This is a genomic window from Pseudarthrobacter sp., from assembly GCF_036675385.1.
Classification (GTDB): Bacteria; Actinomycetota; Actinomycetes; order Actinomycetales; family Micrococcaceae; genus Arthrobacter.
On sequence record NZ_JAKFFD010000146.1, the window covers coordinates 1 to 21,959 of the forward strand.

24 protein-coding genes and 3 tRNA genes are annotated in these 21,959 nt (G+C 64.9%); 11 read left to right on the forward strand and 16 right to left on the reverse strand.

Going from position 1 to position 21,959, the window contains the following annotated elements:
* The 3 genes from V6M49_RS11305 to V6M49_RS11315 form a co-directional block, all read left to right on the forward strand.
* The coding region (locus V6M49_RS11305) for a DUF5129 domain-containing protein (protein WP_332761174.1) at positions 1 to 483 on the forward strand (483 nt) is incomplete at its 5' end.
* A complete protein-coding gene (locus tag V6M49_RS11310) occupies positions 444 to 977 on the forward strand; it encodes a DUF5129 domain-containing protein (RefSeq protein ID WP_332761175.1) in 534 nt (177 codons plus the stop codon). The genes V6M49_RS11305 and V6M49_RS11310, both read left to right, overlap by 40 nt.
* Positions 978 to 1,234: 257 nt before the next feature.
* A complete protein-coding gene (locus tag V6M49_RS11315) occupies positions 1,235 to 1,705 on the forward strand; it encodes a universal stress protein (RefSeq protein ID WP_332761176.1) in 471 nt (156 codons plus the stop codon).
* Between the two features lie 75 nt (positions 1,706 to 1,780).
* Here the strand turns inward: V6M49_RS11315 and V6M49_RS11320 are convergent, their stop codons facing one another.
* Positions 1,781 to 2,161 (reverse strand): DUF485 domain-containing protein, encoded by a 381-nt coding sequence (locus V6M49_RS11320; protein WP_332761177.1) that lies wholly within the window; start codon positions 2,159 to 2,161, stop codon positions 1,781 to 1,783.
* Positions 2,162 to 2,339: 178 nt separating this feature from the next.
* Here V6M49_RS11320 and V6M49_RS11325 point away from each other — a divergent pair, with 178 nt between their 5' ends.
* From V6M49_RS11325 to V6M49_RS11340, 4 genes are all read left to right on the forward strand, one after another.
* Entirely contained in the window at positions 2,340 to 3,530 is a 1,191-nt protein-coding gene (locus V6M49_RS11325; RefSeq protein ID WP_141139975.1) for a sensor histidine kinase, read from the forward strand.
* 69 nt (positions 3,531 to 3,599) lie between these two features.
* Positions 3,600 to 4,325, forward strand: a complete 726-nt coding sequence (locus V6M49_RS11330) for a LytR/AlgR family response regulator transcription factor (protein ID WP_141139974.1) — start codon at positions 3,600 to 3,602, stop codon at positions 4,323 to 4,325.
* Positions 4,322 to 4,672, forward strand: coding sequence for a hypothetical protein (locus V6M49_RS11335; protein ID WP_104063075.1), 351 nt, complete (start codon positions 4,322 to 4,324; stop codon positions 4,670 to 4,672). Before V6M49_RS11330 ends, V6M49_RS11335 begins: the two co-directional genes overlap by 4 nt.
* 7 nt (positions 4,673 to 4,679) lie before the next feature.
* Entirely contained in the window at positions 4,680 to 6,146 is a 1,467-nt protein-coding gene (locus V6M49_RS11340) for a sodium/solute symporter (RefSeq protein ID WP_332761178.1), read from the forward strand.
* A 24-nt stretch (positions 6,147 to 6,170) separates the two neighbouring features.
* Here the strand turns inward: V6M49_RS11340 and V6M49_RS11345 are convergent, their stop codons facing one another.
* The 6 genes from V6M49_RS11345 to rpsB form a co-directional block, all read right to left on the reverse strand.
* Entirely contained in the window at positions 6,171 to 6,755 is a 585-nt protein-coding gene (locus V6M49_RS11345; protein ID WP_056348278.1) for a DivIVA domain-containing protein, read from the reverse strand.
* A 92-nt stretch (positions 6,756 to 6,847) separates the two neighbouring features.
* Complete coding sequence (locus V6M49_RS11350; protein ID WP_104063073.1) at positions 6,848 to 7,771, reverse strand: phosphatidate cytidylyltransferase; 924 nt, start codon at positions 7,769 to 7,771, stop codon at positions 6,848 to 6,850.
* Positions 7,771 to 8,328, reverse strand: coding sequence for a ribosome recycling factor (gene frr / locus V6M49_RS11355; protein ID WP_056348274.1), 558 nt, complete (start codon positions 8,326 to 8,328; stop codon positions 7,771 to 7,773). Before frr ends, V6M49_RS11350 begins: the two co-directional genes overlap by 1 nt.
* A 125-nt stretch (positions 8,329 to 8,453) precedes the next feature.
* Positions 8,454 to 9,191, reverse strand: coding sequence for a UMP kinase (pyrH, locus tag V6M49_RS11360; RefSeq protein ID WP_141139972.1), 738 nt, complete (start codon positions 9,189 to 9,191; stop codon positions 8,454 to 8,456).
* A gap of 127 nt (positions 9,192 to 9,318) precedes the next feature.
* Positions 9,319 to 10,155 carry a translation elongation factor Ts gene (gene tsf, locus V6M49_RS11365; RefSeq protein WP_141139971.1) on the reverse strand — a complete coding sequence of 279 codons (837 nt, stop codon included), beginning with the start codon at positions 10,153 to 10,155 and terminating at the stop codon, positions 9,319 to 9,321.
* A gap of 129 nt (positions 10,156 to 10,284) precedes the next feature.
* Entirely contained in the window at positions 10,285 to 11,187 is a 903-nt protein-coding gene (rpsB, locus tag V6M49_RS11370) for a 30S ribosomal protein S2 (RefSeq protein WP_332761179.1), read from the reverse strand.
* 403 nt (positions 11,188 to 11,590) lie between these two features.
* On the opposite strand from rpsB, the gene V6M49_RS11375 reads away from it, so the two are divergent.
* Positions 11,591 to 12,088 (forward strand): murein hydrolase activator EnvC family protein, encoded by a 498-nt coding sequence (locus V6M49_RS11375; protein ID WP_332761180.1) that lies wholly within the window; start codon positions 11,591 to 11,593, stop codon positions 12,086 to 12,088.
* 61 nt (positions 12,089 to 12,149) lie between these two features.
* On the opposite strand, the gene V6M49_RS11380 is transcribed toward V6M49_RS11375, so the two are convergent.
* The 6 genes from V6M49_RS11380 to V6M49_RS11405 form a co-directional block, all read right to left on the reverse strand.
* Complete coding sequence (locus tag V6M49_RS11380; RefSeq protein WP_254747731.1) at positions 12,150 to 13,340, reverse strand: acyl-CoA dehydrogenase family protein; 1,191 nt, start codon at positions 13,338 to 13,340, stop codon at positions 12,150 to 12,152.
* A 189-nt stretch (positions 13,341 to 13,529) separates the two neighbouring features.
* A tRNA-Ile gene (locus V6M49_RS11385) sits at positions 13,530 to 13,603 on the reverse strand.
* A 140-nt stretch (positions 13,604 to 13,743) separates the two neighbouring features.
* Positions 13,744 to 14,940 carry a glycosyltransferase gene (locus tag V6M49_RS11390; RefSeq protein ID WP_141139967.1) on the reverse strand — a complete coding sequence of 399 codons (1,197 nt, stop codon included), beginning with the start codon at positions 14,938 to 14,940 and terminating at the stop codon, positions 13,744 to 13,746.
* Between the two features lie 125 nt (positions 14,941 to 15,065).
* A complete protein-coding gene (locus tag V6M49_RS11395) occupies positions 15,066 to 15,974 on the reverse strand; it encodes a DMT family transporter (RefSeq protein WP_141139966.1) in 909 nt (302 codons plus the stop codon).
* Entirely contained in the window at positions 15,974 to 16,597 is a 624-nt protein-coding gene (locus tag V6M49_RS11400) for a CDP-alcohol phosphatidyltransferase family protein (protein ID WP_332761181.1), read from the reverse strand. Before V6M49_RS11400 ends, V6M49_RS11395 begins: the two co-directional genes overlap by 1 nt.
* A 60-nt stretch (positions 16,598 to 16,657) precedes the next feature.
* Complete coding sequence (locus V6M49_RS11405; protein ID WP_332761182.1) at positions 16,658 to 17,512, reverse strand: phage holin family protein; 855 nt, start codon at positions 17,510 to 17,512, stop codon at positions 16,658 to 16,660.
* A gap of 189 nt (positions 17,513 to 17,701) precedes the next feature.
* On the opposite strand from V6M49_RS11405, the gene V6M49_RS11410 reads away from it, so the two are divergent.
* From V6M49_RS11410 to V6M49_RS11420, 3 genes are all read left to right on the forward strand, one after another.
* Positions 17,702 to 18,925, forward strand: a complete 1,224-nt coding sequence (locus tag V6M49_RS11410) for a multidrug effflux MFS transporter (protein WP_210412416.1) — start codon at positions 17,702 to 17,704, stop codon at positions 18,923 to 18,925.
* Between the two features lie 13 nt (positions 18,926 to 18,938).
* A complete protein-coding gene (locus V6M49_RS11415) occupies positions 18,939 to 19,130 on the forward strand; it encodes a hypothetical protein (RefSeq protein ID WP_371706828.1) in 192 nt (63 codons plus the stop codon).
* An 87-nt stretch (positions 19,131 to 19,217) separates the two neighbouring features.
* Positions 19,218 to 19,625 (forward strand): hypothetical protein, encoded by a 408-nt coding sequence (locus V6M49_RS11420; protein ID WP_056348253.1) that lies wholly within the window; start codon positions 19,218 to 19,220, stop codon positions 19,623 to 19,625.
* A 52-nt stretch (positions 19,626 to 19,677) separates the two neighbouring features.
* Here V6M49_RS11420 and V6M49_RS11425 read toward each other — a convergent pair.
* From V6M49_RS11425 to dnaG, 3 genes are all read right to left on the reverse strand, one after another.
* Positions 19,678 to 19,750: transfer RNA gene (locus V6M49_RS11425), tRNA-Asn, on the reverse strand.
* A 125-nt stretch (positions 19,751 to 19,875) separates the two neighbouring features.
* Positions 19,876 to 19,948: transfer RNA gene (locus V6M49_RS11430), tRNA-Asn, on the reverse strand.
* A gap of 67 nt (positions 19,949 to 20,015) precedes the next feature.
* Positions 20,016 to 21,956: a DNA primase gene (dnaG, locus tag V6M49_RS11435; RefSeq protein ID WP_332761183.1), complete on the reverse strand. Its 1,941-nt coding sequence runs from the start codon at positions 21,954 to 21,956 to the stop codon at positions 20,016 to 20,018.
* Positions 21,957 to 21,959: the final 3 nt, after the last annotated feature.

A 21,959-nucleotide genomic window follows, 5' to 3' on the forward strand; every position in this document is an offset into this window, starting at 1 on the left:
GGAGTTCTTGACCGCAACACCCTCGTCCCGGCCATCACTGCGATCGAGTTCCATGAGCCCACCAAGGTGGCTGTGTATACCTACAACGGGAGCACCGCGGACAACCTGAACGAGGAGGTTCTCAGGTTCGCCCGCGCGGAACACCCGGACTGGATCAGTCCCGACGGGCAGAAGTGGGCCGACGGGCTCTTCATCTTTGCGCTCGATCCGGTCGGCCGGCACGTGGGCATCTATATGGGCGAGGACCGCAAGGTCTCGCTGGAACAACGGGATGACATCCAAAATGCCGCAAAGGACCTCCTGCGGGACGCCCAATGGACGGACGGAACCATCGCCGGAGTCCGGCGCGGTGCCGAACTGATCAACCTGCCCTGGTACCGGTCCACGGCATTCCAGGTCGCTGCGTGGATGACCGGCGCCTTGGCCGCCCTGGGCAGTGCGGCATGGCTAACGGTGGGTGCGGTGACAACGGTGGTTCGGTGACAAGGGTGGGCAGCAGGAAGGACTTGGCGCGCGGAGACCGGAGCTATGCCAGTGTGAGCACGGACCTGGATGTCACTGAACTGAATGCCCGCACCATCCCCGAGTCCTCTTCCTATGTAGCAGTGTTCTGGAGAAGCACCGCAATTTCCTCAACCGGTACAACGCCACCACCGGGCTCGAACCGGGTCCATGCCCTGACACCGAAGGCGTTGGGCCGCCGGTCGAACCTCAAGCTGGTGTGGGAGTACGCAGATGCGGCGGCGGAACTGGACGCCCTGGACGACGTCATTGCCGACAGCAACGCGTTGCTCAACAAGCTCACTGCCTGGCCCACAGCTTGGGACCGGCAGCTGGCGCCCTTCCGCAGCGATCTGGCGGGCGTGGAGCAACTGCTCAGCAACCGTCACGGGCAAGGTGACTCCGCCACCGCCGCGGCCCTCAGATCCTTCCGTGACGCGAGCCTGCCCGAGCTCGAGCGCTGGCCGCAGAACTAGCGGACGGCACGATCACACCGGAGACTGCCTTGGACCGGTTGCGCGACGGCCGGAGCCATCTTTCAGTTCTCCTGATTAACCACGCAGAAACCGTGATCGAGGGTTTTACCAAAGCTCAGATTCCCGGACAGACCCGGGGAACATCCGTAGGCAGTTCCGTTCGCCTGCGAGTGCGCATATGCTCGGCACACGGCTACCGGTAATGCGAGCTGCAAACTAGGAACAACCAGGGGATTCACCTTCGAGGGAGAATGATCATGGATGCGGAAACAAAGGTTCTTGTCGGTGTGGACGGTTCGGAATCGTCCATTCAGGCGCTCCGTCTCGGGGCGCAGCTGGCGCCGGCCCTGAACGCCACCGTTGTCGCTATTGCCTGTTGGGATTTTCCAGAGATCTACGCCGGATATGTTCCGCCCGATTTCGCCCGGTTTGAAGCGGCTGCGGCGAAGACTCTTGCGGACGCCTTGGAAAAGGCGTTCGGTGAGGAGACTCCGGAAAGACTGACCTCGCAACTGGTCCGCGGACCGGCTGCGGCGAAGCTCGTCGAAGCGGCGGCCGACGCTTCATTGCTGGTGGTTGGACGCCGGGGCCACGGGGGTTTCCTTGGCATGCACCTCGGCTCCGTGAGCTCTGCGTGTGTTGCCCACGCGGACTGCCCCGTCTTGGTGCTGCATGCCGAAAGCAGCCACCGCTCCCATCATCTATGGAGGGGCTCCAAGGCGAAATGACAGCCTCCCGGAAAAGCCGGGATTCCGCCTCTCAAGCCGTAAGACACGGCTTCTCACACGCGAACCGGGTCCCTCTCACTGCGCCGCTCCATCCACTCGGTTACCGGATTGGTCGAACTCGTGGCCTTCGATTTCGTGGCGGATTTCGGCGGCAATGGGGTCCAGTTTCCGGTTGGAGTAGCTGACATACCAGCCGGTGATGGCGAACGTGGAGACGAACTGCAGCAGGCCCAGGATCAGGCCGACGTTGATGTTGCCCCACACTTTGGTGGACATAAACTCGACGGCGTAGTCAGCCAGCAGGACATACGCGAAGTACCACAGCAGAAATACCACGGCCATGGGGAACACAAAGCTGCGGTGACGTTTGCGCAGTTCCTGGAACCGCGCTGTCGACTGGACCTGTTCGAAGTCCACGGACGCCGCTGCGTCCGGAGTGTGGGCATCGTTACCCATCGTTCCTCCTCATTGAGACTTGCCTGGTTCACACGGACCGGCCTGCGGACAGGATGCGGACAATGTGACTGCAATCACTCTGCGCTGCGGTAGTCGTCTATTCCAGAACCATGGCCGGAACGGTCGCTCAACGGTTACGATGCTGCGACTAACGGCACCCGCCGCTACGCTGGGCACCATGCCGGACTCCCCGCTCCTGACCGCCGCCGCAGTTGCGGTGATTGTGCTGGCGATCGCCGTCGTCGTCGGCGTTGGCATCAAGCTGCTCCGATCCTTCCGTGAGCTGGGCACCGACGCCGAGCGCGCGACGTACAACACCCTCCACGCTGCATCGAGTGCCGGCCAGCACCTGCGTACGGGCCTCAATCCGGCGGGCGCCGCCAAGGCGAGCCGGCAGCTCAGGAACTTGCTGGGCTGTGATGCGCTGGCCATCACCGATACGGCCGGCGTGCTGGCCTGGGACGGTGCCGCCGAGGAACTGAAGCCCCGGTTGATGGAACTGGCTGCGGACGTCCTGATCGGCGGGCGGACGGCCGTGCTCCAGGCGCGGGACCTGGGGACGGGCCATGCCTCCGGAAGCTTCGCTGCCGTCATCGCGCCGGTCCGTGCGGGCTCACGGGTGGTGGGCGTCGTGGCGGCGTTTGCCCCGGCGGCGGGCGCAGGTCTGGTCCGTGCCACCAGCGAAGTGGCGGACTGGGTGGCCGTCCAGGTGGAGTTGGCTGAGCTGGACGCGTCCCGGACGCTGCTGATGGAAGCCGAAGTGCGGGCGCTGCGTGCCCAGATCAGTCCGCATTTCATCTACAACTCGCTGAACGCGATCGCGTCGTTCATCAACACGGATCCGGAGCGGGCGCGCGAGCTGGTGGTGGAGTTCGCTGATTTTACGAGATACTCGTTCCGGCGCCACGGTGACTTCACCACGCTGGCGGAGGAACTGCGCTGCATCGACCGGTACCTGCTGCTGGAGCGCGCCCGTTTCGGTGACCGCGTCCAGGTCAGCCTGCGGATCGCGCCGGAAGTCCTCAGCACCGTCATCCCGTTCCTGAGCCTGCAGCCGCTGGTGGAGAACGCCGTCAGGCACGGCCTGGAGGCCAAGGAAGGGGCGGGCCACATCACCATCACGGCCAATGATTCGGGCGCCTATGCGGAAGTGACCATAGAGGACGACGGCGTGGGGATGGACCCTGCCGAGCTCCAGGCGATGCTGGCCGGGCACCACGACGGCGACCACGTGGGGCTGCGCAACGTGGACGCCCGGCTCCGGCAGGTTTACGGGGACCAGCACGGCCTGGTGATCGAGACGGCCCCGGGCGAGGGAACGCTGATCACCATGCGCGTGCCCAAGTCCCAGCCCGGCCACGACGCCTGAACGCCTGAACGCCAGCTTTATGATCTCAGCCGCCTGATTCCAACCGCCCGCGGCGGCTAATGTAGGACCATGATTAATGTCCTCGTCGCCGACGACGAGTTACCCGCCGTGGAGGAGTTGGCCTATCTCCTGGGCAAGGATGACCGGATCGGGGTCATCCACCGGGCCATTTCGGGCACAGAAGCGTTGCGGGCCCTGAACACCGCAACGGTTGACGCCGTCTTCCTGGATATTCACATGCCCGCCGTGTCCGGCCTTGATGTTGCCCGCGCCATCGCGCGCAGCAGCAAACCGCCGGTGGTGGTGTTTGTCACCGCGGACGAGGACTGCGCCCTGGAGGCGTTCGAGCTTGCCGCCGTGGACTACCTCCTTAAGCCCGTCCGGGCCGAGCGGCTGTCCCGGACGGTGGGACGGATCAGCGAGCTGCTGCGCGACGGCGGCGGCGGCCCCGCCCCCGAGATGATCACCGTTGACCAGGGCGGCACCACCAGGATGATCAGGCGCGACGACGTCACGTACGTCCAGGCGCAGGGCGACTATGCCCGGCTGCACACCGCGGATGCCAGCTATCTCATCCGGGTTCCGCTGGCAGACCTGGAGCAGCAGTGGGCCGAGGCCGGGTTTATCCGGACGCACCGGTCCTACCTGGTGGCGCTGAAGCATGTGCAGTCCATGAAGCTGACGGCGGACAAACCCAGCGTCTCGGTGGCCGGTGCCAGCCTGCCTATCAGCCGCCGCCACCTTCCCACGGTCAGGGAAAAACTGGAAGCCACGCGCATCCGGCCGCAGGCATGACCCGGGTCCGTGTCACCGCTCCGCGCTCGGCCCCCCGGCCGGCCCGGGAGTCCCGCGAGGCGGCGGAGGAATCCGAGGTGGGGCAGGTCTTCGTCCGCTCCCTGATCCGTTCCCAGCTGCGGCTGGCCCTGGTGGTGGCCATCGGCTTTATGCTGATCCTGTGCGCGTTCCCGTTGCTGCTGGCAGCCCTGCCGGGCCTCGCCGAGACCCGGATCGCGGGGATCCCGTTCGACTGGATCCTGCTCGGTGCAGGCATTTATCCCGTCATCGGCCTCAGCGCCTGGCTGTATATCCGGACCGCCGCACGGAACGAGGCCCGCTACCGGGACCTGGCCGGGGACGAGTGATCACCTCATGAATCCCGCAGTGGGTGTGATCGCTCTCGTGTTGGTTTCGCTGGCAACGGCCGCTATCGGGTTTTACGGCCTGCGGATTTCCCGGACCACGGGCGATTTCTACGTGGCTTCCCGGACCGTCAAGCCATGGTGGAACGCCTCGGCCATCGGCGGGGAGTACCTCTCGGCGGCGAGTTTCCTGGGCGTGGCCGGGCTTATCCTGCTGTCCGGTACCGACGCGCTGTGGTTTCCCGTGGGCTACACCGCCGGCTACCTGATGCTGCTGCTGTTTGTGGCCGCACCGCTGCGCCGCTCCGGCGCCTACACGATCCCGGACTTCACCGAGGCGAGGCTGGATTCGCGCGCAGTCCGCCGTGTGACCAGCGTGGTGGTGGTTGTGGTGGGCTGGCTGTACATTGTGCCTCAGCTCCACGGCGCGGCCTTGACCATCCGGATCACCACCGGGCTGCCGGCCTGGGTAGGCTCCGTGGCCGTGGTGGTTGTGGTGTGCCTGACCGTTGTGGCCGGAGGCATGCGCTCCATTACGTTTGTGCAGGCGTTCCAGTTCTGGCTCAAGCTCACCGCCCTTGCCGTTCCCGTCCTGTTCATCGTATTCACGCTCGCCGGTGACGGGAGTGCCGCCGTGGCCCCCGCCGTCGTGAATCCCACCGGGCTGGCCCCCGCCGGGCCGTACCAGAACATCTCGCTGCTGGTGGCACTGCTGTTCGGCACGCTGGGGCTCCCCCACGTCCTGGTCCGCTTCTACACGAATCCGGACGGACACTCGGCACGGCGGACCACGCTGATCGTGCTCGGGCTGCTCTCCGTTTTTTACCTGTTTCCCACCGCCTACGGGCTGGTGGGGCGGATGTTCGCGCCCGAACTTGCCCGGTCAGGGCAGGCGGACGCGGTGGTTCTCCTGCTGCCGGGGCAGCTGATCGGTGGAACCGCGGGCGACCTGCTCTCAGCGTTGGTGGTGGCCGGGGCCTTCGCCGCGTTTCTGTCCACCACCTCCGGCCTGGTGGTCTCGCTGGCTGGCGTGATCAGCCAGGACGTCCTGGGCGGCAGCGTGCGGGGATTCCGGCTCGCCGCCGTCGTCTCCGCTGTGGTTCCGCTGGGATTTGCCGTGATGACTGATTCCCTGGCCCTGGCCGGCAGTGTGGGCCTGGTGTTTGCGTTTACCGCCTCCACTGTGTGCCCGGTGCTCCTGCTGGGCATCTGGTGGCGGGGACTCACCGATGCCGGCGCCATTGCCGGAATGGTGACCGGCGGCGTCCTCTGCGGCGGCGCCATGGTGTGGGGAACGGTCCTGGGCGCTGCCGGCACGCCCTTCTGGCTGGCCCAGCCGGCGGCGTGGACGGTTCCCGCCGCGTTCGCCGTGATAGTGCTTGTCTCCCGGGGGACAAAACACCGGATTCCGCGGACCATGAGCCGCGTCATGACGCGGCTGCACACTCCCGAACGGCCGTTGGTGACCGAACGGTGAGTCCCGTGACCAGCTAACGGGCAGTCAGTCGATGGCCGCCATGAGTTCAACCACGCGGTCCAGGAAGGCATCAACCTGGGTCTCTTCGTAACCGTCCTTGCCCACGGCGGGACGGAAGACCACCCGGCGGACATTGTCCACGCTGAGCGGCTTGTCCTCTTCGAGGTAGCCGATCAGGTCGTAGCAAAGATTGTCCACGTCCAGGATGTTGTAACTGCGGGCCTTCTTTTTTGACGGGCGCCGGAAGCGCTCACCGTCAGGCCGGTGGAGGCGGCCCCGGAGGATCCCGGAGAGGCTGCCGATCTCCCGCAGCCAGGCATCCTCGCCCTTGGCGGCAATCAGTTCGTCCCGTTCGCGGCGGGCGAAGGCGTCTTCGAGCCGGTCCAGCGCTGCGTCGACGACGGCGGCAGCGTAACCTCCCTTGACCGGGTCAAAGGAGACGCTCCGGACATCGGCGCTGGTGACGGCATGGATGGCGGCCTTCGGCGTCTCCAGTGCCACCCTGGCCCGCTGGAGGAACTGGTCCACCTGTTTGGCGTTGTACCCGAATTCGTTGCCCCGCACGCGCTCAAACGACGCGGGGATTTTCCGTTGAAAGTCCAATGCCACTGTTGATCCTTTGTTGCTTCAGCTGGGTCAGGTTACGCACCAGTCTATTGGCGCTGCCGGCGGTCCGGCGAAGATAGTCCGAGAGGGTCGCGTCAGACGCCCGCAACCAATGCGAACAGCACAAAGGCCACGGGACAGGCGAAGACGATGGAGTCCAGGCGGTCCATGACGCCCCCATGTCCGGGCAGGATGCTGCTCATGTCCTTGATCCCGAGTTCACGCTTGACCATCGACTCGGCCAGGTCTCCTGCGGTGGACGCTGCAACGACGCCCACGGCGAGGATCACACCCACCCACCAAGGTTTTCCCAGCAGGAAAATGCTGGCAAGGACGCCGATCAGCATGGCCCCGGCAATGGAGCCGGCGAAGCCTTCCCATGATTTCTTGGGGCTGATCTTCGGGGCCATGGGGTGTTTGCCCAGCGATGCGCCCACGAGATAGCCGAACGTGTCGTTCGAAACCACCAGCAGGAGCATCACGGCCACCTGCCAGGCCCCGGGCGGCACGGTTCCGCCAGGCCAGAGACCCACCGGGGTGGCGACTCCGACAGCGTGCAGCGGCAACGTGGCGAAACTGATGAAGAACGGGACCCAGCCCAGCGTGAACACGCCGGCAAAGATGCTGTTCGCTGATCCGGCGGGGTTCTCCACTGAACGCCAGAGGAGGACAGCCACGCAGCTCAGGAGCATGGCGAAAAGCAGGCTCTCAAGTCCGCCGAGATAAGCGGCGAACGGCATGGCGACTGTACCCACCATGACCGGGACGATGGGCATCCTGGTCCCGTTCGCCTCCAGGGCACGGAAGATCTCCCAGACTCCGAAGACCGCGAACCCGGTGGTGACAGCCACGAATCCGAGCGGGAGGAAAACCAGGCCGCCCAGCACACCGATCAGCATGGCCAGGCCCACCACAATGGCTGCCGGAAGATTCCGGCCGGCCTTGGGCGTCGGATTGCTCCGCAACTGTTTCCCCCTGGTGCGCGCCCTTTGGCTGGGGGCCTGCTCTGCCTGGCTCATCAGACTTCGAGCAGCTCTGCTTCCTTGCGCTTGAGCAGCTCGTCGATGCCGTCCACGTGCGATTTGGTCAGGCCATCCAGTTCCTTTTCGGCGCGGCTGCCTTCGTCCTCGCCGGCTTCGCCGTCTTTGACGAGCTTGTCCAGCGTTTCCTTGGCCTTGCGCCGGATGTTGCGGATGGAGATCTTCGCGTCCTCGCCCTTGGTCTTGACGATCTTGACGTATTCCTTGCGGCGTTCCTGGGTCAGGTCCGGGATCGTGATCCTGATGACGTTGCCGTCGTTGGAGGGGTTGGCGCCCACCTCGGAATCACTCAGGGCCCGCTCGATGTCGCGCAGTGCGGTCTTATCGAACGGCGTGATGAGGATGGTGCGCGCGTCCGGAATGGCGAAGGAGGCAAGCTGCTGCAGCGGGGTGGGCGAACCGTAGTAGTCCACCAGGACCTTGTTGTAAAGGCCCGGGTTTGCCCGTCCGGTGCGGATCGAGGCGAAGTCTTCCTTGGCTACCTCTACCGCCTTGTCCATCTTCTCTTCGGCTTCGAGCAAGGTTTCTTCGATCACTGTCTCTCCTCAGAAATCAGTGCAGTCCGGGTACCGGTTCCCTGCACAATCTTGGTTCATGGTTCCTGGTTCCATTGTTGCCCGGTTGCGGGCATGGAACCGTGCTCAGATCATCCTAGCTGCAGCTACGGGGTCACCAGGGTACCGAGCTTTTCGCCCAGGATGGCGCGGGTGACGTTCCCTTCGCCTTCCATCCCGAAAACCACCATGGACAGGTTGTTGTCCTTGCACATGGTCATTGCGGTCTGGTCCATGACCCTGATGTCGCGGCGCAGGGCGTCGTCGTAGCTCAGCGTGTCCAGCTTCTCGGCAGCAGGGTCCTTCTTGGGATCCGCGGTGTAGACGGCGTCCACGCCGCTCTTGGCCATCAGGACGACGTCCGCATGGACCTCCAGGGCGCGCTGGGCGGCCACTGTGTCCGTCGAGAAGTACGGCAGGCCGGCTCCGGCGCCGAAGATGACCACGCGGCCCTTTTCCATGTGGCGGATGGCCCGGCGGGGAATGTACGCCTCGGCGACCTGGCCCATGGTGATGGCGCTCTGGACGCGGGTTTCAACGCCGGCCTGCTCCAGGAAGTCCTGCAGTGCCAGGCAGTTCATGACAGTGCCGAGCATGCCCATGTAGTCGGCGCGCGAGCGGTCCATGCCGCTCTGGGACAGTTCCGCACCGCGGAAGAAGTTGCCGCCGCCGACGACGATGGCAACTTCCACTTCGGGGACCGCTGCGGCGATCTGCTTGGCGACGTCGCGCACGGTGTCGGGATCAACGCCCAGCTTGCCGCCGCCGAAGACCTCGCCCGACAACTTCAGGAGGACGCGGCGCCTGCTTTTCTCTGGCTGGCTTGAAGAATTGACGGCTTCCATGGGTGCCTTCCCGTTTGTGAACTCTGAAAAAGGTTATCGTGCCGGGTGGCCAAAGGTCTCATCGGACGTTTAGCCGGTGCATGCAAAAGGGGCGGCCACCGAAGTGGCCACCCCTTTGCGGATTCGACTAGGAGCCGACGCGGAAACGCGCGAAGGACGTGCCCTTGACGCCGGCCTCTTCGAGGACCTGCGCCACAGACTTCTTGGCGTCCTTGGCGAAAGCCTGGTCGACCAGGACCTCACCCTTGTAGAAGCCCGTAACGCGGCCTTCCACAATCTTGGACATTGCGGCCTCGGGCTTGCCTTCAGCCTTGGCGGTCTCTTCGGCGATGCGACGCTCGGACTCGACCAGGTCAGACGGAACGTCTTCGCGGGTCAGGTAGTTCGGGGACATCGCTGCGATGTGCACTGCAATATCGTGCGCGGCGGTGGCAGCGGCTTCGCCTTCACCCTCAACAGCGAACAGGACGCCGACCTGGGCCGGGAGATCCTTGGACGTCTTGTGCAGGTAAGCGTCAACAGTGCCGCCCTCAATGCGGGACAGCTTGCGGACAACAACCTTTTCGCCGAGGATTGCGCCTTCTTCGACGACAACCTCGGACAGCGGCTTGCCGTCAACTTCGATGGCCAGGAGGGTGTCGAGGTCGGCAGCGCCGGACTCCACAGCCACGGCCAGGACCTTGTCGGCCAGCTGGATGAACTTGTCAGCCTTGGCGACGAAGTCGGTCTCGCAGTTGACCTCGATCATCACGCCGACGCCGTTGCTGACCTTTGCGGCCACCAGGCCTTCGGCGGTGGAGCGGCCTTCGCGCTTGGTAGCGCCCTTGAGTCCCTTGATGCGGATGATCTCGATGGCCTTTTCGGCGTCACCGTTGGCTTCGTCAAGAGCCTTCTTGACATCCATCATGCCGGCGCCGGTGCGCTCGCGCAGAGCCTTGATATCAGCGGCAGTGTAGTTCGCCATGTGAACCCCTCTGTCTAGAAAATGTATGTGGTGTACGGACCGACAGGACAGCGGCTCACCGGGTGAGCCGCCATCCTGTCAGGTGCTCCGGCGCTGCAGGCAGCGCCGGAGAATCCGGATTTACTAGTGTTACTTGTCAGCGTCGGCGGCGGGAGCCTCGGCAGCAGCCGGAGCTTCCTCGGCAACCGGAGCAGCTTCTTCGACTGCCGGAGCGGCAGCTTCTTCAGCAGCCGGAGCAGCCTCAGCGGCAGGTGCTTCTTCAGTCTTGCTGCCTTCGAGGAGTTCGCGCTCCCACTCAGCCAGCGGCTCTTCCGGAGCTTCCGTGGTGCCCGTGGCGCGGTTGTGGCGGGCGATGAGGCCCTCAGCAACGGCGTCGGCGACAACGCGGGTCAGCAGGTTCACGGAGCGGATGGCGTCGTCGTTGCCCGGGATCGGGAAGTCGACTTCGTCAGGATCGCAGTTGGTGTCCAGGATGGCCACAACCGGGATGTTCAGCTTCTTGGCTTCGTCAACGGCCAGGTGTTCCTTCTTGGTGTCCACGATCCAGAGCACGGAAGGTGCCTTGGTCAGGTTGCGGATACCGCCGAGGTTGGTTTCCAGCTTGGTGAGTTCACGGCGAAGGAGCAGCAGTTCCTTCTTGGTGTACGCGGAACCGGCGACGTCGTCGAAGTCGATCTCTTCCAGTTCCTTCATGCGCTGGATGCGCTTGGAAACGGTCTGGAAGTTGGTCAGCATACCGCCGAGCCAGCGCTGGTTCACGTAAGGCTGTCCAACACGGGTAGCCTGCTCAGCGATGGATTCCTGGGCCTGCTTCTTGGTGCCGACGAAGAGTACGGTGCCGCCGTGTGCAACGGTGGCCTTTACGAACTCGTAGGCACGGTCGATGTAGGACAGCGACTGCTGAAGGTCAATGATGTAGATGCCGTTGCGCTCCGTGAAGATGAATCGCTTCATCTTCGGGTTCCAACGGCGGGTCTGGTGTCCAAAGTGGACGCCGCTGTCAAGCAGCTGGCGCATAGTTACGACGGGCATGCCGGCGCTCCTTCCGGCAGGTCATTCATGAGAGAGCCTTTCAGGCCCTCTTACCCTGCCAATAGTTGACGGTTAATTAGCGTGGCCCAAGGCGGGCCGTGCTCCTGGCATCCATTGCGACTCTCATCAGAACCGCGAGGCCCTGACCGCAAGAGACACAATCCTCCTCATACAAAGCCGGGGCTTCAGATTTGGAGGGCTGGATACGCGTAGTCAGTTGCTGCTCCCCCGCATTCCTGAATGAGGCGTGCCGACGCAAGCGTTGAGGGCACAGCAAACTGCTCCATCAAGTGTACAACAGGAGCCAATAGCCGAAGGACAACCCGAGGGCCTGCGACGGGCGTTTTCCACATGGCCAAGGTGCGCACTCCCGCTGAGGGATCCGGCACGCAAAGCTGGGTTTATGAAAGCAATAGTTGCCCTCGCGGCAGTGCTCTTACTGCCGGCCGCGGCGGCTCCAGCGGATACAGCCCCGCGCGCTTCCTGGGAGTGGCCGCTCGCCCCCAGGCCCGCGGTGCTGCGCGCCTTTGACCCGCCGGACAAGCCGTGGATGAGCGGGCACCGTGGCGTGGACCTCGAGGCAACGCACGACGGCGTCCCGGTCACCGCGCCGGAGTCCGGCACCGTCAGTTTCGTAGGAGTAGTGGTGGACCGCCCCGTGATCACCATCGATCACGGGGGCGGTCTCCGCAGCAGTTTTGAGCCAGTCGAAAGCCCGCTCACGGCCGGGGCTGTGGTGGCGAAAGGCGAGATTATCGGAACCCTGCAGCCCGGGCACTGCGGCGCTCTTGCCTGCGTCCACTGGGGCGTCAGGCAGGGGGACGCCTACGTCAATCCGCTGGAGTTCGTCACCGACCTCCGCCCGTCCATCCTGCTTCCCCTGGGGCTGGACACTGGCTGACCGCCGAGCGCCGACGGCTGACGGCTGACGGCTGACGGCTGACGGCTGACGGCTGACGGCTCTAGACGATCGCCGAGATCCCGGTGATGGCGCGGCCGGTCACGAGGGTGTTGATCTCGTGGGTTCCCTCATACGAGTAGATGGCTTCCGCGTCGGCAAAGATCTTGGCCATCTCGAAGTCGGTCACGATGCCGTTGCCGCCCAGGAGGCTACGGCCGATCGCCACGCTCTCGCGCATCCGGGCGGTGGTGAATGCCTTGGCCAGGGCGGACTGTTCGTCCTTGGCCTGGCCGGCATCCTCCAGCTGGGAAAGCCGGACCATCATGCCCATTGAGCTGACTGCGTTCCCGAGGATCTGTACAAGCTGGCTTTGGACGAGCTGGAATGATGCCAGCGGGCGGCCGAACTGGTGGCGTTCCACGGCGTAGCGGCGGGCCACGTCGAAGGCGGCCAGCTGCTGGCCGACTGCCTGCCAGCCGACGGACAGCCGCGTGACCTTCAGGACCTTGTTCGTGTCGCGGAAGCTGTTGGCGCCCGCCAGCTTGAAGAAGTCCGGAACCACCACGTTCTCGAGGACGATGTCCGCGTTCTGGACCGTCCGAAGGGAGATCTTGTTTTCAATCTTGGTGGCGCTGAAGCCGGGCAGCGCCGTATCCACGAGGAAACCCTTGACCTGGTTGTCGGCGAGGTCCCGGGCGTAGACCACCACCCAATCCGAGAAGGTAGCGTTGCCGATCCAGCGCTTGGCGCCATTGAGGATCCAGGTGTCGCCGTCGCGCTGTGCCGTGGTGCGCGTGCCGCCGGCCACGTCGGATCCGCCCAGCGGTTCGGTGAGCCCGAACGCGCCAATCTTCTTCAGCGAGTAGATATCCGGGAGCCAGGCGTCCTGCTGTTCCTGGGAGGCCAGGGCTTCGATGGAGCCGGTAAACAGTCCGTCGTGCACGCCCATGAAGGTAGCGATGGAGGTATCGGCGCGCGTTGCCTCGGCGTGGACCAGGCCGGCAAACAGGTTGGAGTAGCCCTGGCGCCGCACAGGGCTCACCAGGTCGATCTCGGCCAGCTTGGGAATGAGTTCCATGGGGAACTCGCCGCGGTTCCAGCAGTCCACGGCAATGGGCCGGACTTCGCGGGCCAGGAAGCCCCGGATCTCGGCGAGCCGGTCCTGCTCCTTGGCGGTGAGAAGCTGCTCGAAGGCGAAGAAGTCGCCGTCGGCGTACGGAAGGTTGTTGATGTCAACAGAGGCTTTGGACATTTGGTTCCCTCGCAAAGATCAGCAGCGCGGACAGGCCAGCCATGGCAGGCCAGGCCGGGACTCAGCGGCACGGTAAGTTACTGGTCAGTAACATATCGCAGATTGCGGGAAAACGAAAGAAACCGCGGCCGACGATCTCTCGTCAGCCGCGGTTCCGCGAAGGTTGGTTCCTGCGGTGTGGTGCTTGGGTAGGGCTACTCGGACTTGAACCGAGGACCTTAGGATTATGAGTCCCGCGCTCTAACCAGCTGAGCTATAGCCCCCCGCCCTTGCCGGCGTGGTCCGCGGAGGACTTCGGCTTCAGCAGGGCAAAAACACTCTAGCAAACAGTAGCGGGCATCAGGACCACGCAGTCAGGGCGCCGGGGCCTGGCAGGCTGGAGCGGGCCCCTGCGGGACCGCTGTCAGAGGGCCTTGTCGTCGTAGCTTGCACCCCGGTAGAGGTCCTCGAAAGTCTGCAGCGTGCCCTCGATGCTGTGCGGTTCCACCATCCGCCTGCTGGCCTGGCCCATTGCCGCCCGCTCCCCGGCTGGCAGCTGGAGGATCCGCGTGATCTTGGCTGCGAGGTCGTCGCTGTCGTTGGGTGTGAACAGGTAGCCGTTCTCGCCGTCGCGCACCAGGTGCGGCAGGGCCATGGCATTAGCCAACAGGACGGGCGTGGAGGCAGACATCGCCTCAAGGGTCACCAGGGACTGAAGCTCGGCGGTCCCCGGCATGCAGAACAGATCCGCCTTGATGTAGGCCTCCCGGAGGTCCTCATCGCTGGCCAGTCCCAGGAATTTCACCCGCTCCCCCAGTCCGAGCCGTTCCGCCTGCGCTTCAAGTGCGGCGCGAACTTCGCCGCCGCCCACAATTTCCAGGTGGACGTTGAGCTCTGTGGGCGTCTTGGACACGGCATTGATGAGCACGTCCACATGCTTTTCCTCGGCCAGCCGCCCCACAAACACCACTGTTGGGTGGGCGTGCGGTTCGATCACTTCGCCGGGCTGCAGCTCATAGGCTGCGGAGTCAATGCCGTTGGAGAGTGGCAGTACCTTGTGCAGGAAAGCGTGCTGGTGCATGGCCTTGGCGGCCAGGGGTGTGGGCGTGGTGACGACGTCGGCCTGGCCCATGACCTTGCCCATGTCCTTCCAGGAGATCTTGCCGATGATGTTCTTGAACCACTGCGGGAACGGCAGGAACGGGTTCAGGTTCTCGGGCATGAAGTGGTTGGTGGCCACGATCCTGATGCCCCGCTTCGCCGCTTCGTAGAGGACGTGCTCGCCGATCATGTAGTGGCTTTGGATGTGCACCACATCGGGCTTGATCCGATCGAAAAGGAGGCCGATCTCCTTCTTGATTTCCCAGGGGAAGCAGATACGGAAGTACTCGTGGGTGAAGACCCCGTGGGAACGGAGCCGGTGCACGGTGGCCTCGGAGCGGAACTCGGTGAAGCTCGCGCCGTCGTCCGCCCGGCAAGCCAACACATGCACGTTGTGGCCGCGTCCGCTCATGCCGTTGGCCAGACGGTAGCTGAACTGTGCGGCCCCGTTGATGTGGGGCGGATACGTATCCGCGGCGATCAGGATGGTCAGGGGAGGCTGGTCAGAGGGCGTTGTCACGTGAAGAGCTCCTGAAGGTCACGGCACGGGCAGCTGTCGCTGGCCGCACCGGTTGGCCGCCGGCACAGTAGCGCGGGGCCTCTTGAAATCGGCTGGTCATGAAAGTGCGCGAGTTGGGTAACAAGCTAGTGGGACGCCCTGCCCGCCGCCTTCCGCGCATCTTTCCTGCGCTTGGTGACCTCGGGATGGTGCCTGGAAAGGGCGATCACCCCCACGATAGCAAGGGAAGCAGCCGTAGCCATGGCAATCGCCATCACGGCGTGGACGTCCGGGCGCAGCTCGCCCAGGATCACGATGCCGATAGCGATGCCCACGATCGGGTCGATGACTGTCAGCCCGGCGATGACAAGGTCCGGCGGGCCGCCCGAGTAGGCGCTCTGCACAAACCAGGAACCCAGGCCGCCGGCCGCCGCGATGGCCACCACCGAATACCACTGGACATTGAGTAGCGCCAGCCCGTTGGGGTCCAGCAGGTGCTTGCCGATGATGCGCGTCAGCACCGCGACAAAGCCGAACAAGACGCCGGCGCCGAGGATGTAGACAAACGCGCTCATCCGGTGCCGGAACATGACCGCCAGGGTGCCGAACAAGCCGACGGCCAGTGCCAGCAGCAGCACGATGGTGAGCTCGTCCTCCTGGCTCACATGGTGGTTCTCCTGCGTCACGTTGACGGCGAGCAGGACAAAGAGTGCGGAACCTGTCACGCAGGCCGCGATGGACACCATGGTGGCCCGGTTGATGGTGATGTCCTGGTCGCGGGCGTTCACCACGGTGGTAATGACCAGCGCAATGGCGCCGATCGGCTGCACCACCGTCAGCGGCGCGGAGACCAGGGCCACCGCGTTCATTCCCATCCCGAGGCACAGCAGGAGAAGTCCCACCACCCAGCGCGGATTGCGGAGCAGGCGGAGGAAGCCGTTTGAACTCAGCGCCAGCCCGCCGGTGTCGGCTTTGACGGCGCTCCCCTGCTTCTGCGCACCCAGGGCAAGGCAGAATGCGCCAAGCACCGCCAGCAGGACCGCCACCCATACCATCAGGCGGTGCCGCCGTCGTGATGGGACTGCTGACGGCCCTTCCGCAGAATGGCCCAGAAATAGTTGTACGCGGCGATCCAGTGGCCGGTGAGCCCAAGTCCCAGCACGATCCAGGCTGCGATGTACAGCGGCCCGGCAATCGGGGTGTCCAATCCCGACATGACCAGCAAGGGTGTGCCCAGGAGCAGGAGTCCCGTGCGGATTTTGCCCACACGGCTCACTGGCAGGTCCGGATGGCCCCGGAAGTAGGAGAGCGTCAGCACCAGGAGCACGGCGTCAGGCACCAGGAGTGCGGCCAGGTACAGCCAATGGACGACGCCGGCAATCACCAGGGTGACCGCCACCGCGATCAGGGCAAGCCGGTCAGCCAGCGGATCCATGACGCGGCCGAGCTTGGACGCCTGGTCGAAGCGGCGGGCAACGTAGCCGTCAATCCAGTCGGTTCCCGCCATGACCACCAGGACCACCACGGCGGTCCCATATTCCTTCTGGGCCAGCACGAGCCAGACAAAAAGCGGTACGCCCATAAAGCGCAGCACTGTCAGGGCGTTGGGGATGGTGAAGACGCGGTCGTGGTCAACCTGGGGGCGGCCGGGCCGCGCACCAGCGCCGATGAACCTCAATCCGTCCCCCTTCCTTAGAGCCCGGTGTGAATTCAGGGCCCAGTGTGACGTGTTGTGTTGTTAGGGGTTCCGCAGCAGCCTGCGCAGGAGCACCACAAAGATCGTTGCGGAGGCTGCAAGTGCGGCAAGTGGCTTCCAGCGGAGGCCGGCGCCGTCCGGGGATCCGGAGAAGTCAGTGAACTTTTGGCTGGCCTTGGCAGCGCCATGTTCAACGGCAGCCTTGCCCTCCCCCAGTTTTTCCCTGGCAGCGCCCAGCAGGAACATGGCCTGCGGCTTGATGTCGAGCTCGGTATCCAGTTCGTCGCGGACCTGGGCCAGGTGGCGGCGGCGCTGTTCCAGGCGGCGGTGAAGCTCGGGCTCGGACGCCTGCGGGAACTCTTTTTTGTGCGCCTCGGCCTTGGCTTCCTTCTCGGCCTTGGCCTTCGCGGCAGCCTCGTCCTTGGCAGCCTTTGCGGCCTTGGCCTCCGGGCTGGCCGGATCGAGCAGCGCGGCGTTGAAGTCCGAGCCTTCCTTGACGATTCCGAGATCGTGTTTGAAGCCGCGGATGGTCTCGGCCGGGACCAGGGGCATGGCCTGCTTGAATTTGCGGACGCCGATCAGGCCGCCAATGAGGGCAATGACCAGGAACAGGGCGCAGACGAGCAGCGCGGCGAGCCACGCCGGCATGATGGTGGCCAGGCCCATAATGGCGGCCACGATCAGGCCAACCACCAGGAACGCCACAAAAACAAGCGCAACGCCGAAGAAGGCGGCGGCGACGCCTACCTGGATGCCCTTGCGCTTGAGCTCGATCTTGGCGAAGGCGATTTCATCGTTGAGTTGGCGAGGGGCCAGACGGAAAAGAAGTTTCAGCGTCCTGGGCAGCGCGGTGATCCGCAATCCCTGGCTGGTGCGCCCGGTGTGACGTCCGCTCATCGGTTCCCGCCTAACTTGTTGCGTGGTCTGCTGCCTGGTCGGTTCGGCTGCCGTGGGCTGTGAGAGCCCGCGGCAGCACGGTCCCGCCCCCAAAACTATCATTCAGGTTCAGGGCAAACTTCCGGGTTGGCCGCACGGCGCGCCTGCAACCCCGGAAAGCTGGAACTTCCGGGCCTAGGATTGATCTCCGTGACCACTCCCTCGAATCCGGGCGATTCGCTGACCCGCCGCCGGAAACTGTTGTACATCCTCCTCCTCGGCGCCCTCACGGCGTTGGGTCCGTTCACGATCGACCTGTACCTGCCTGCGTTCCCGGCACTGGAAGCGAGCCTTGGGGTCACCGAGGCCCAGGTCCAGCTGACCCTGGCCGGCACCACCGTCGGCTTTGCCCTCGGCCAGTTGGTGGTGGGCCCCTTCAGCGACAAGTTCGGCCGGCGGCTCCCGCTGATCCTGGCCACCGCCCTGCACATCGCTTCCTCCGTGGGAGCAGCCCTGTCCACTGATATCTCCACGCTTGGCCTCTTCCGCGTCCTCATGGGCGTGGGTGCTGCGGGCGGCGGTGTGGTGGCGATGGCAATGGTGCGGGACCTGTTCTCCGGCTATGCCATGGTCCGGATGTTCTCGCGCATGGCCCTGGTGAACGGGCTGGCACCGATCCTGGCCCCGGTGATCGGATCGCAGCTGCTCCTGGTGATGCCCTGGCCGGGAATCTTCGTGTTCCTGGCCGGCTACGGCACCCTGGTGATCATCGCCGCGCTCGTTTTGGTCCGCGAAACACTGCCACCGGAGAAGCGCGGCCTGACCGGAATGACCGCCGGCCAGCGCTACAAGGTTCTTTTTACGGACCGGATCTTCGTGGGCCTGCTGGTGGTGGGCGGCATGAACTTCGCTGGCCTCTTCACCTACCTGTCCGCGTCGCCGTTCCTGTTCCAGGACATTTTCGGGTTCTCGCCGCAGGAGTACGGCCTGCTGTTCGGCATCAATTCCCTGGGCATTGTGGCCGGCGTCCAGACCAGCTCCAGGCTCATCCGTACTGTCCCGCCGCAATGGATCCTTGCCTGTTCCACGGCCTGGATGTTCCTTATGGCCCTGCTGATCGTGGTCTTTGACCAGGCCGGCCTGGGGCTCTGGGGCGTGATGGTTCCGCTCTGGTTCTACATCATGGGTGCAGGCTTTACATTCCCCTGCGTGCAGGTGCTGGCCCTGAGCAGCCACGGCGCGCAGGCCGGGACGGCCGCGTCCCTCCTGGGCGCCGCGACCTTCCTGATGGCCGGCCTGGTTTCACCGGTGGCGGGGTGGTTGGGCATCACCAGCTCCACCCCCATGGGCGCCGTGCAGGCCGCGTGCATACTGGTGGCGATTGCGGGCCTCTGGCTGGTCGTCAGACCCCGCACCGTGCCCTCGATCCACTGAACCCGTCGACCCAATGACGAAACCCATAAAACGCAAGCCGCACCGCAACCCCCGGGGACTGTTCCTCGGGGCGGTGCTGGGCGCCGTCGCCGGTTACTTCCTTGGGCGCGTGTTTGGCAGTGGCGCCATCGGCATCATCCTCGGCGCGCTGGCAGGCGCTGCCCTGCTGTACCGGGTCAACCCGGGCCCCTGGAACCGTCCCTAGCTGCTGGGAACGTGGCGCCAAATCCCGGTCCACCGGGGAGGGGCCCACCCCTGCCGCCCGGGAGCTTTCCCACGATAAAATAAATCCGTGCCCAGCTGGCAGTTCCACTCGCCGCCCTCGGCCACATGGCAACGTTGCGACTCAGGCATTTTGCCCATGTGGTGGGACCGGCTGTGCGCCCAAACCGGCCAGCAGTCCGCAGCCCTCTATGCCGCCGGACTCTTCACGGACGACCGGCGGCGGCCCATCGCGCAGTGGTTCAACGCCGCCTTCAACGCCGCCCTCCTGGTGGCCCCGGAGACCTCGCCTGAGTGGCCTGTGCAGCGCTTCGGGATCTTCTACGCACCACCGGCCTCCGGCTTCGTCCGCGTGTACTCAGCACCCCATGAATGGCATCCGCGCGAGCCCCGCAAGTACCCCACCGAGCAGGACGCCTTCCGTGCGGCCATTGCCGAGGCTGAGCGGTTCCTGCAGGTGGAAATGGACTTTGTGTGAATGCAAGAAATCCCCGCCCTCACAGAAGAGGACGGGGATTTTTGTTTGTTTGCTCCTCCTGCTGGACTTGAACCAGCAACCCTTCGATTAACAGTCGAATGCTCTGCCAATTGAGCTAAGGAGGAATGAAGCAGGTATGACATTAGCAAAGGTTTCCCGGGAATGTGAAATCGGCGGCGGCGCACCACGAAATACCCTCCCCGGGTATAAAAAAATCCCCGTTCCGGAGACCCGGAACGGGGATTGTGCGCTCCTCCTGCTGGACTTGAACCAGCAACCCTTCGATTAACAGTCGAATGCTCTGCCAATTGAGCTAAGGAGGAATGAAGCGGGTATCAGCCTAGCAAAGACACCGGCTGGAAGCGAAATCAGGAGTGAAATCGGCGCGATTCAGGCGTCCGAGCGCAGTGCCCGGCGTTCCGTTTCGAGCATCATCAGTTCCCTGTTGAGCCGCTGGAAATCCTCCGGGTCCGCCGCCGGATCCAGCCGTTGCAGCTGGCCCATCTTGTCCGCCTTGACCCGCGTGATCTGGAGCTCGAACAGCCGGGACAGAATGTCCTTGCAGTACTTCTGGACGGCGTCAGCGGTGCTCGCGGGCAGCGGCACCACGGCAAGCTCGGACACCAGCGGCCGGAGGGGTTCCGGGACTTCGTGCATCACCTGCTCCACCCAGCGCAGGGGCTCCCCGATCAATCCGGGACCGGAGGCGCGCATGGCGTCATGGACAGCCTGGAACGCCGGAGTCACGAACCGTGCGGCCGCGAAGCGCTCCCAGATGCCGCCGCCCAGGAGGGCGGACTCCTGCAGCGCCACTTCCAGCGCCTGCCGCTCCATGGAGGCCACGGGGTCCCGGGGGTCGGGCCGCTGGTAGGAAGGGACAGCGCCCGACGTCGGCCCGGCAGCCACGCCGGGTCCGCCCGCCTGGGCGGAACCCGCCGGAGCGGACGCCATCTGACCCGGGGCACCGGCGGACGTCCCCGGTGCAACCGGCCCGCCCGGGGCGGCACGCTTCATGGCGACGCCCACAGCCCGGCTGACGTCTTCAACCGAGATGCCGAGCCAGCCGGCCAGTTCCCGGGCATACTCGGGCCTGATGGCTGCGTCGCGGATCTGGGCCACCACCGGAGCGGATTCCCGCAGCGCGGCCACCCGGCCCTCGACGGTGTCCAGGTTGTGGCGCCTGAGCGTGGCTTTGATGGCAAACTCGAACAGCGGCCGGCGCGTGGCGATCAGGTCCCGCACGGCGGCGTCGCCCCTGCTTTGGCGCAGGTCGCAGGGGTCGGCGCCGGTGGGCTCCACCGCCACATAGGTCTGGGCGGTAAAGCGCTGGTCTTCCTCGAAGGCGCGCAGTGCCGCCTTCTGCCCGGCGGCGTCACCGTCGAAGGTAAAGATGACCTCTCCCCCGCTGCCGTCGTCGGACAGCAGACGGCGGGCGATCTTGATGTGCTCGGTGCCGAATGCCGTGCCGCAGGTGGCCACCGCCGTCGGAATTCCCGCCAGGTGGCAGGCCATCACGTCGGTGTATCCCTCCACCACCACGAGCTGGCGGTCTTTGGCGATGCTGCGCTTGGCGAGGTCGATCCCGTAGAGCACCTGGGACTTCTTGTAGAGCGTGGTTTCGGGGGTGTTGAGGTATTTGGGGCCCTGGTCGTCCTCGTAGAGTTTGCGGGCGCCGAAGCCGATGGTGTCGCCGGCGATGTCGCGGATGGGCCAGATGAGCCTGCCACGGAACCGGTCATAGATGCCCCGGTTGCCTTCGGAGAACATGCCCGTCAGCTTCAGCTCCTGGTCCGTGAAGCCACGGCCGCGGAGGTGCTTCAGCAGCGCGTCCCAGCCCTGCGGCGCGTAGCCCACGCCGAACTGCTCCGAGGCGGCGCGGTCGAAGCCGCGGCCGAACAGGAAGTTCCGGCCTTCGGCGGCCCCGGGCGTCAGCAGCTGGGCGCGGAAGAACTCATCGGCGATTTTGTGGGCATCCAGGAGGCGCTGGCGCTTGCCCACTTCCTCACGGTTGGGGCCGGTGCCGCCGTCTTCGTAGCGCAGTTCGTACCCGATGCGGGCAGCCAGCTTTTCCACTGCCTCGTGGAATGAGGTGTGGTCCTGTTTCTGCACAAAGGCGATGACGTCCCCGTCTTCGCCGCACCCGAAGCAGTGGTACCTGCCCACCTGGGGGCGCACGGTGAACGACGGCGACCGTTCGTCGTGGAAGGGGCACAGGCCCTTGTAGGTTCCCAGCCCGGCACCCTTGAGCGTGACGTAGCCGTCAACCACTTCCTTGATGTCCGTGCGCTGGCGTACTTCGTCTATGTCTTCACGTTTGATCAGGCCAGCCACAGA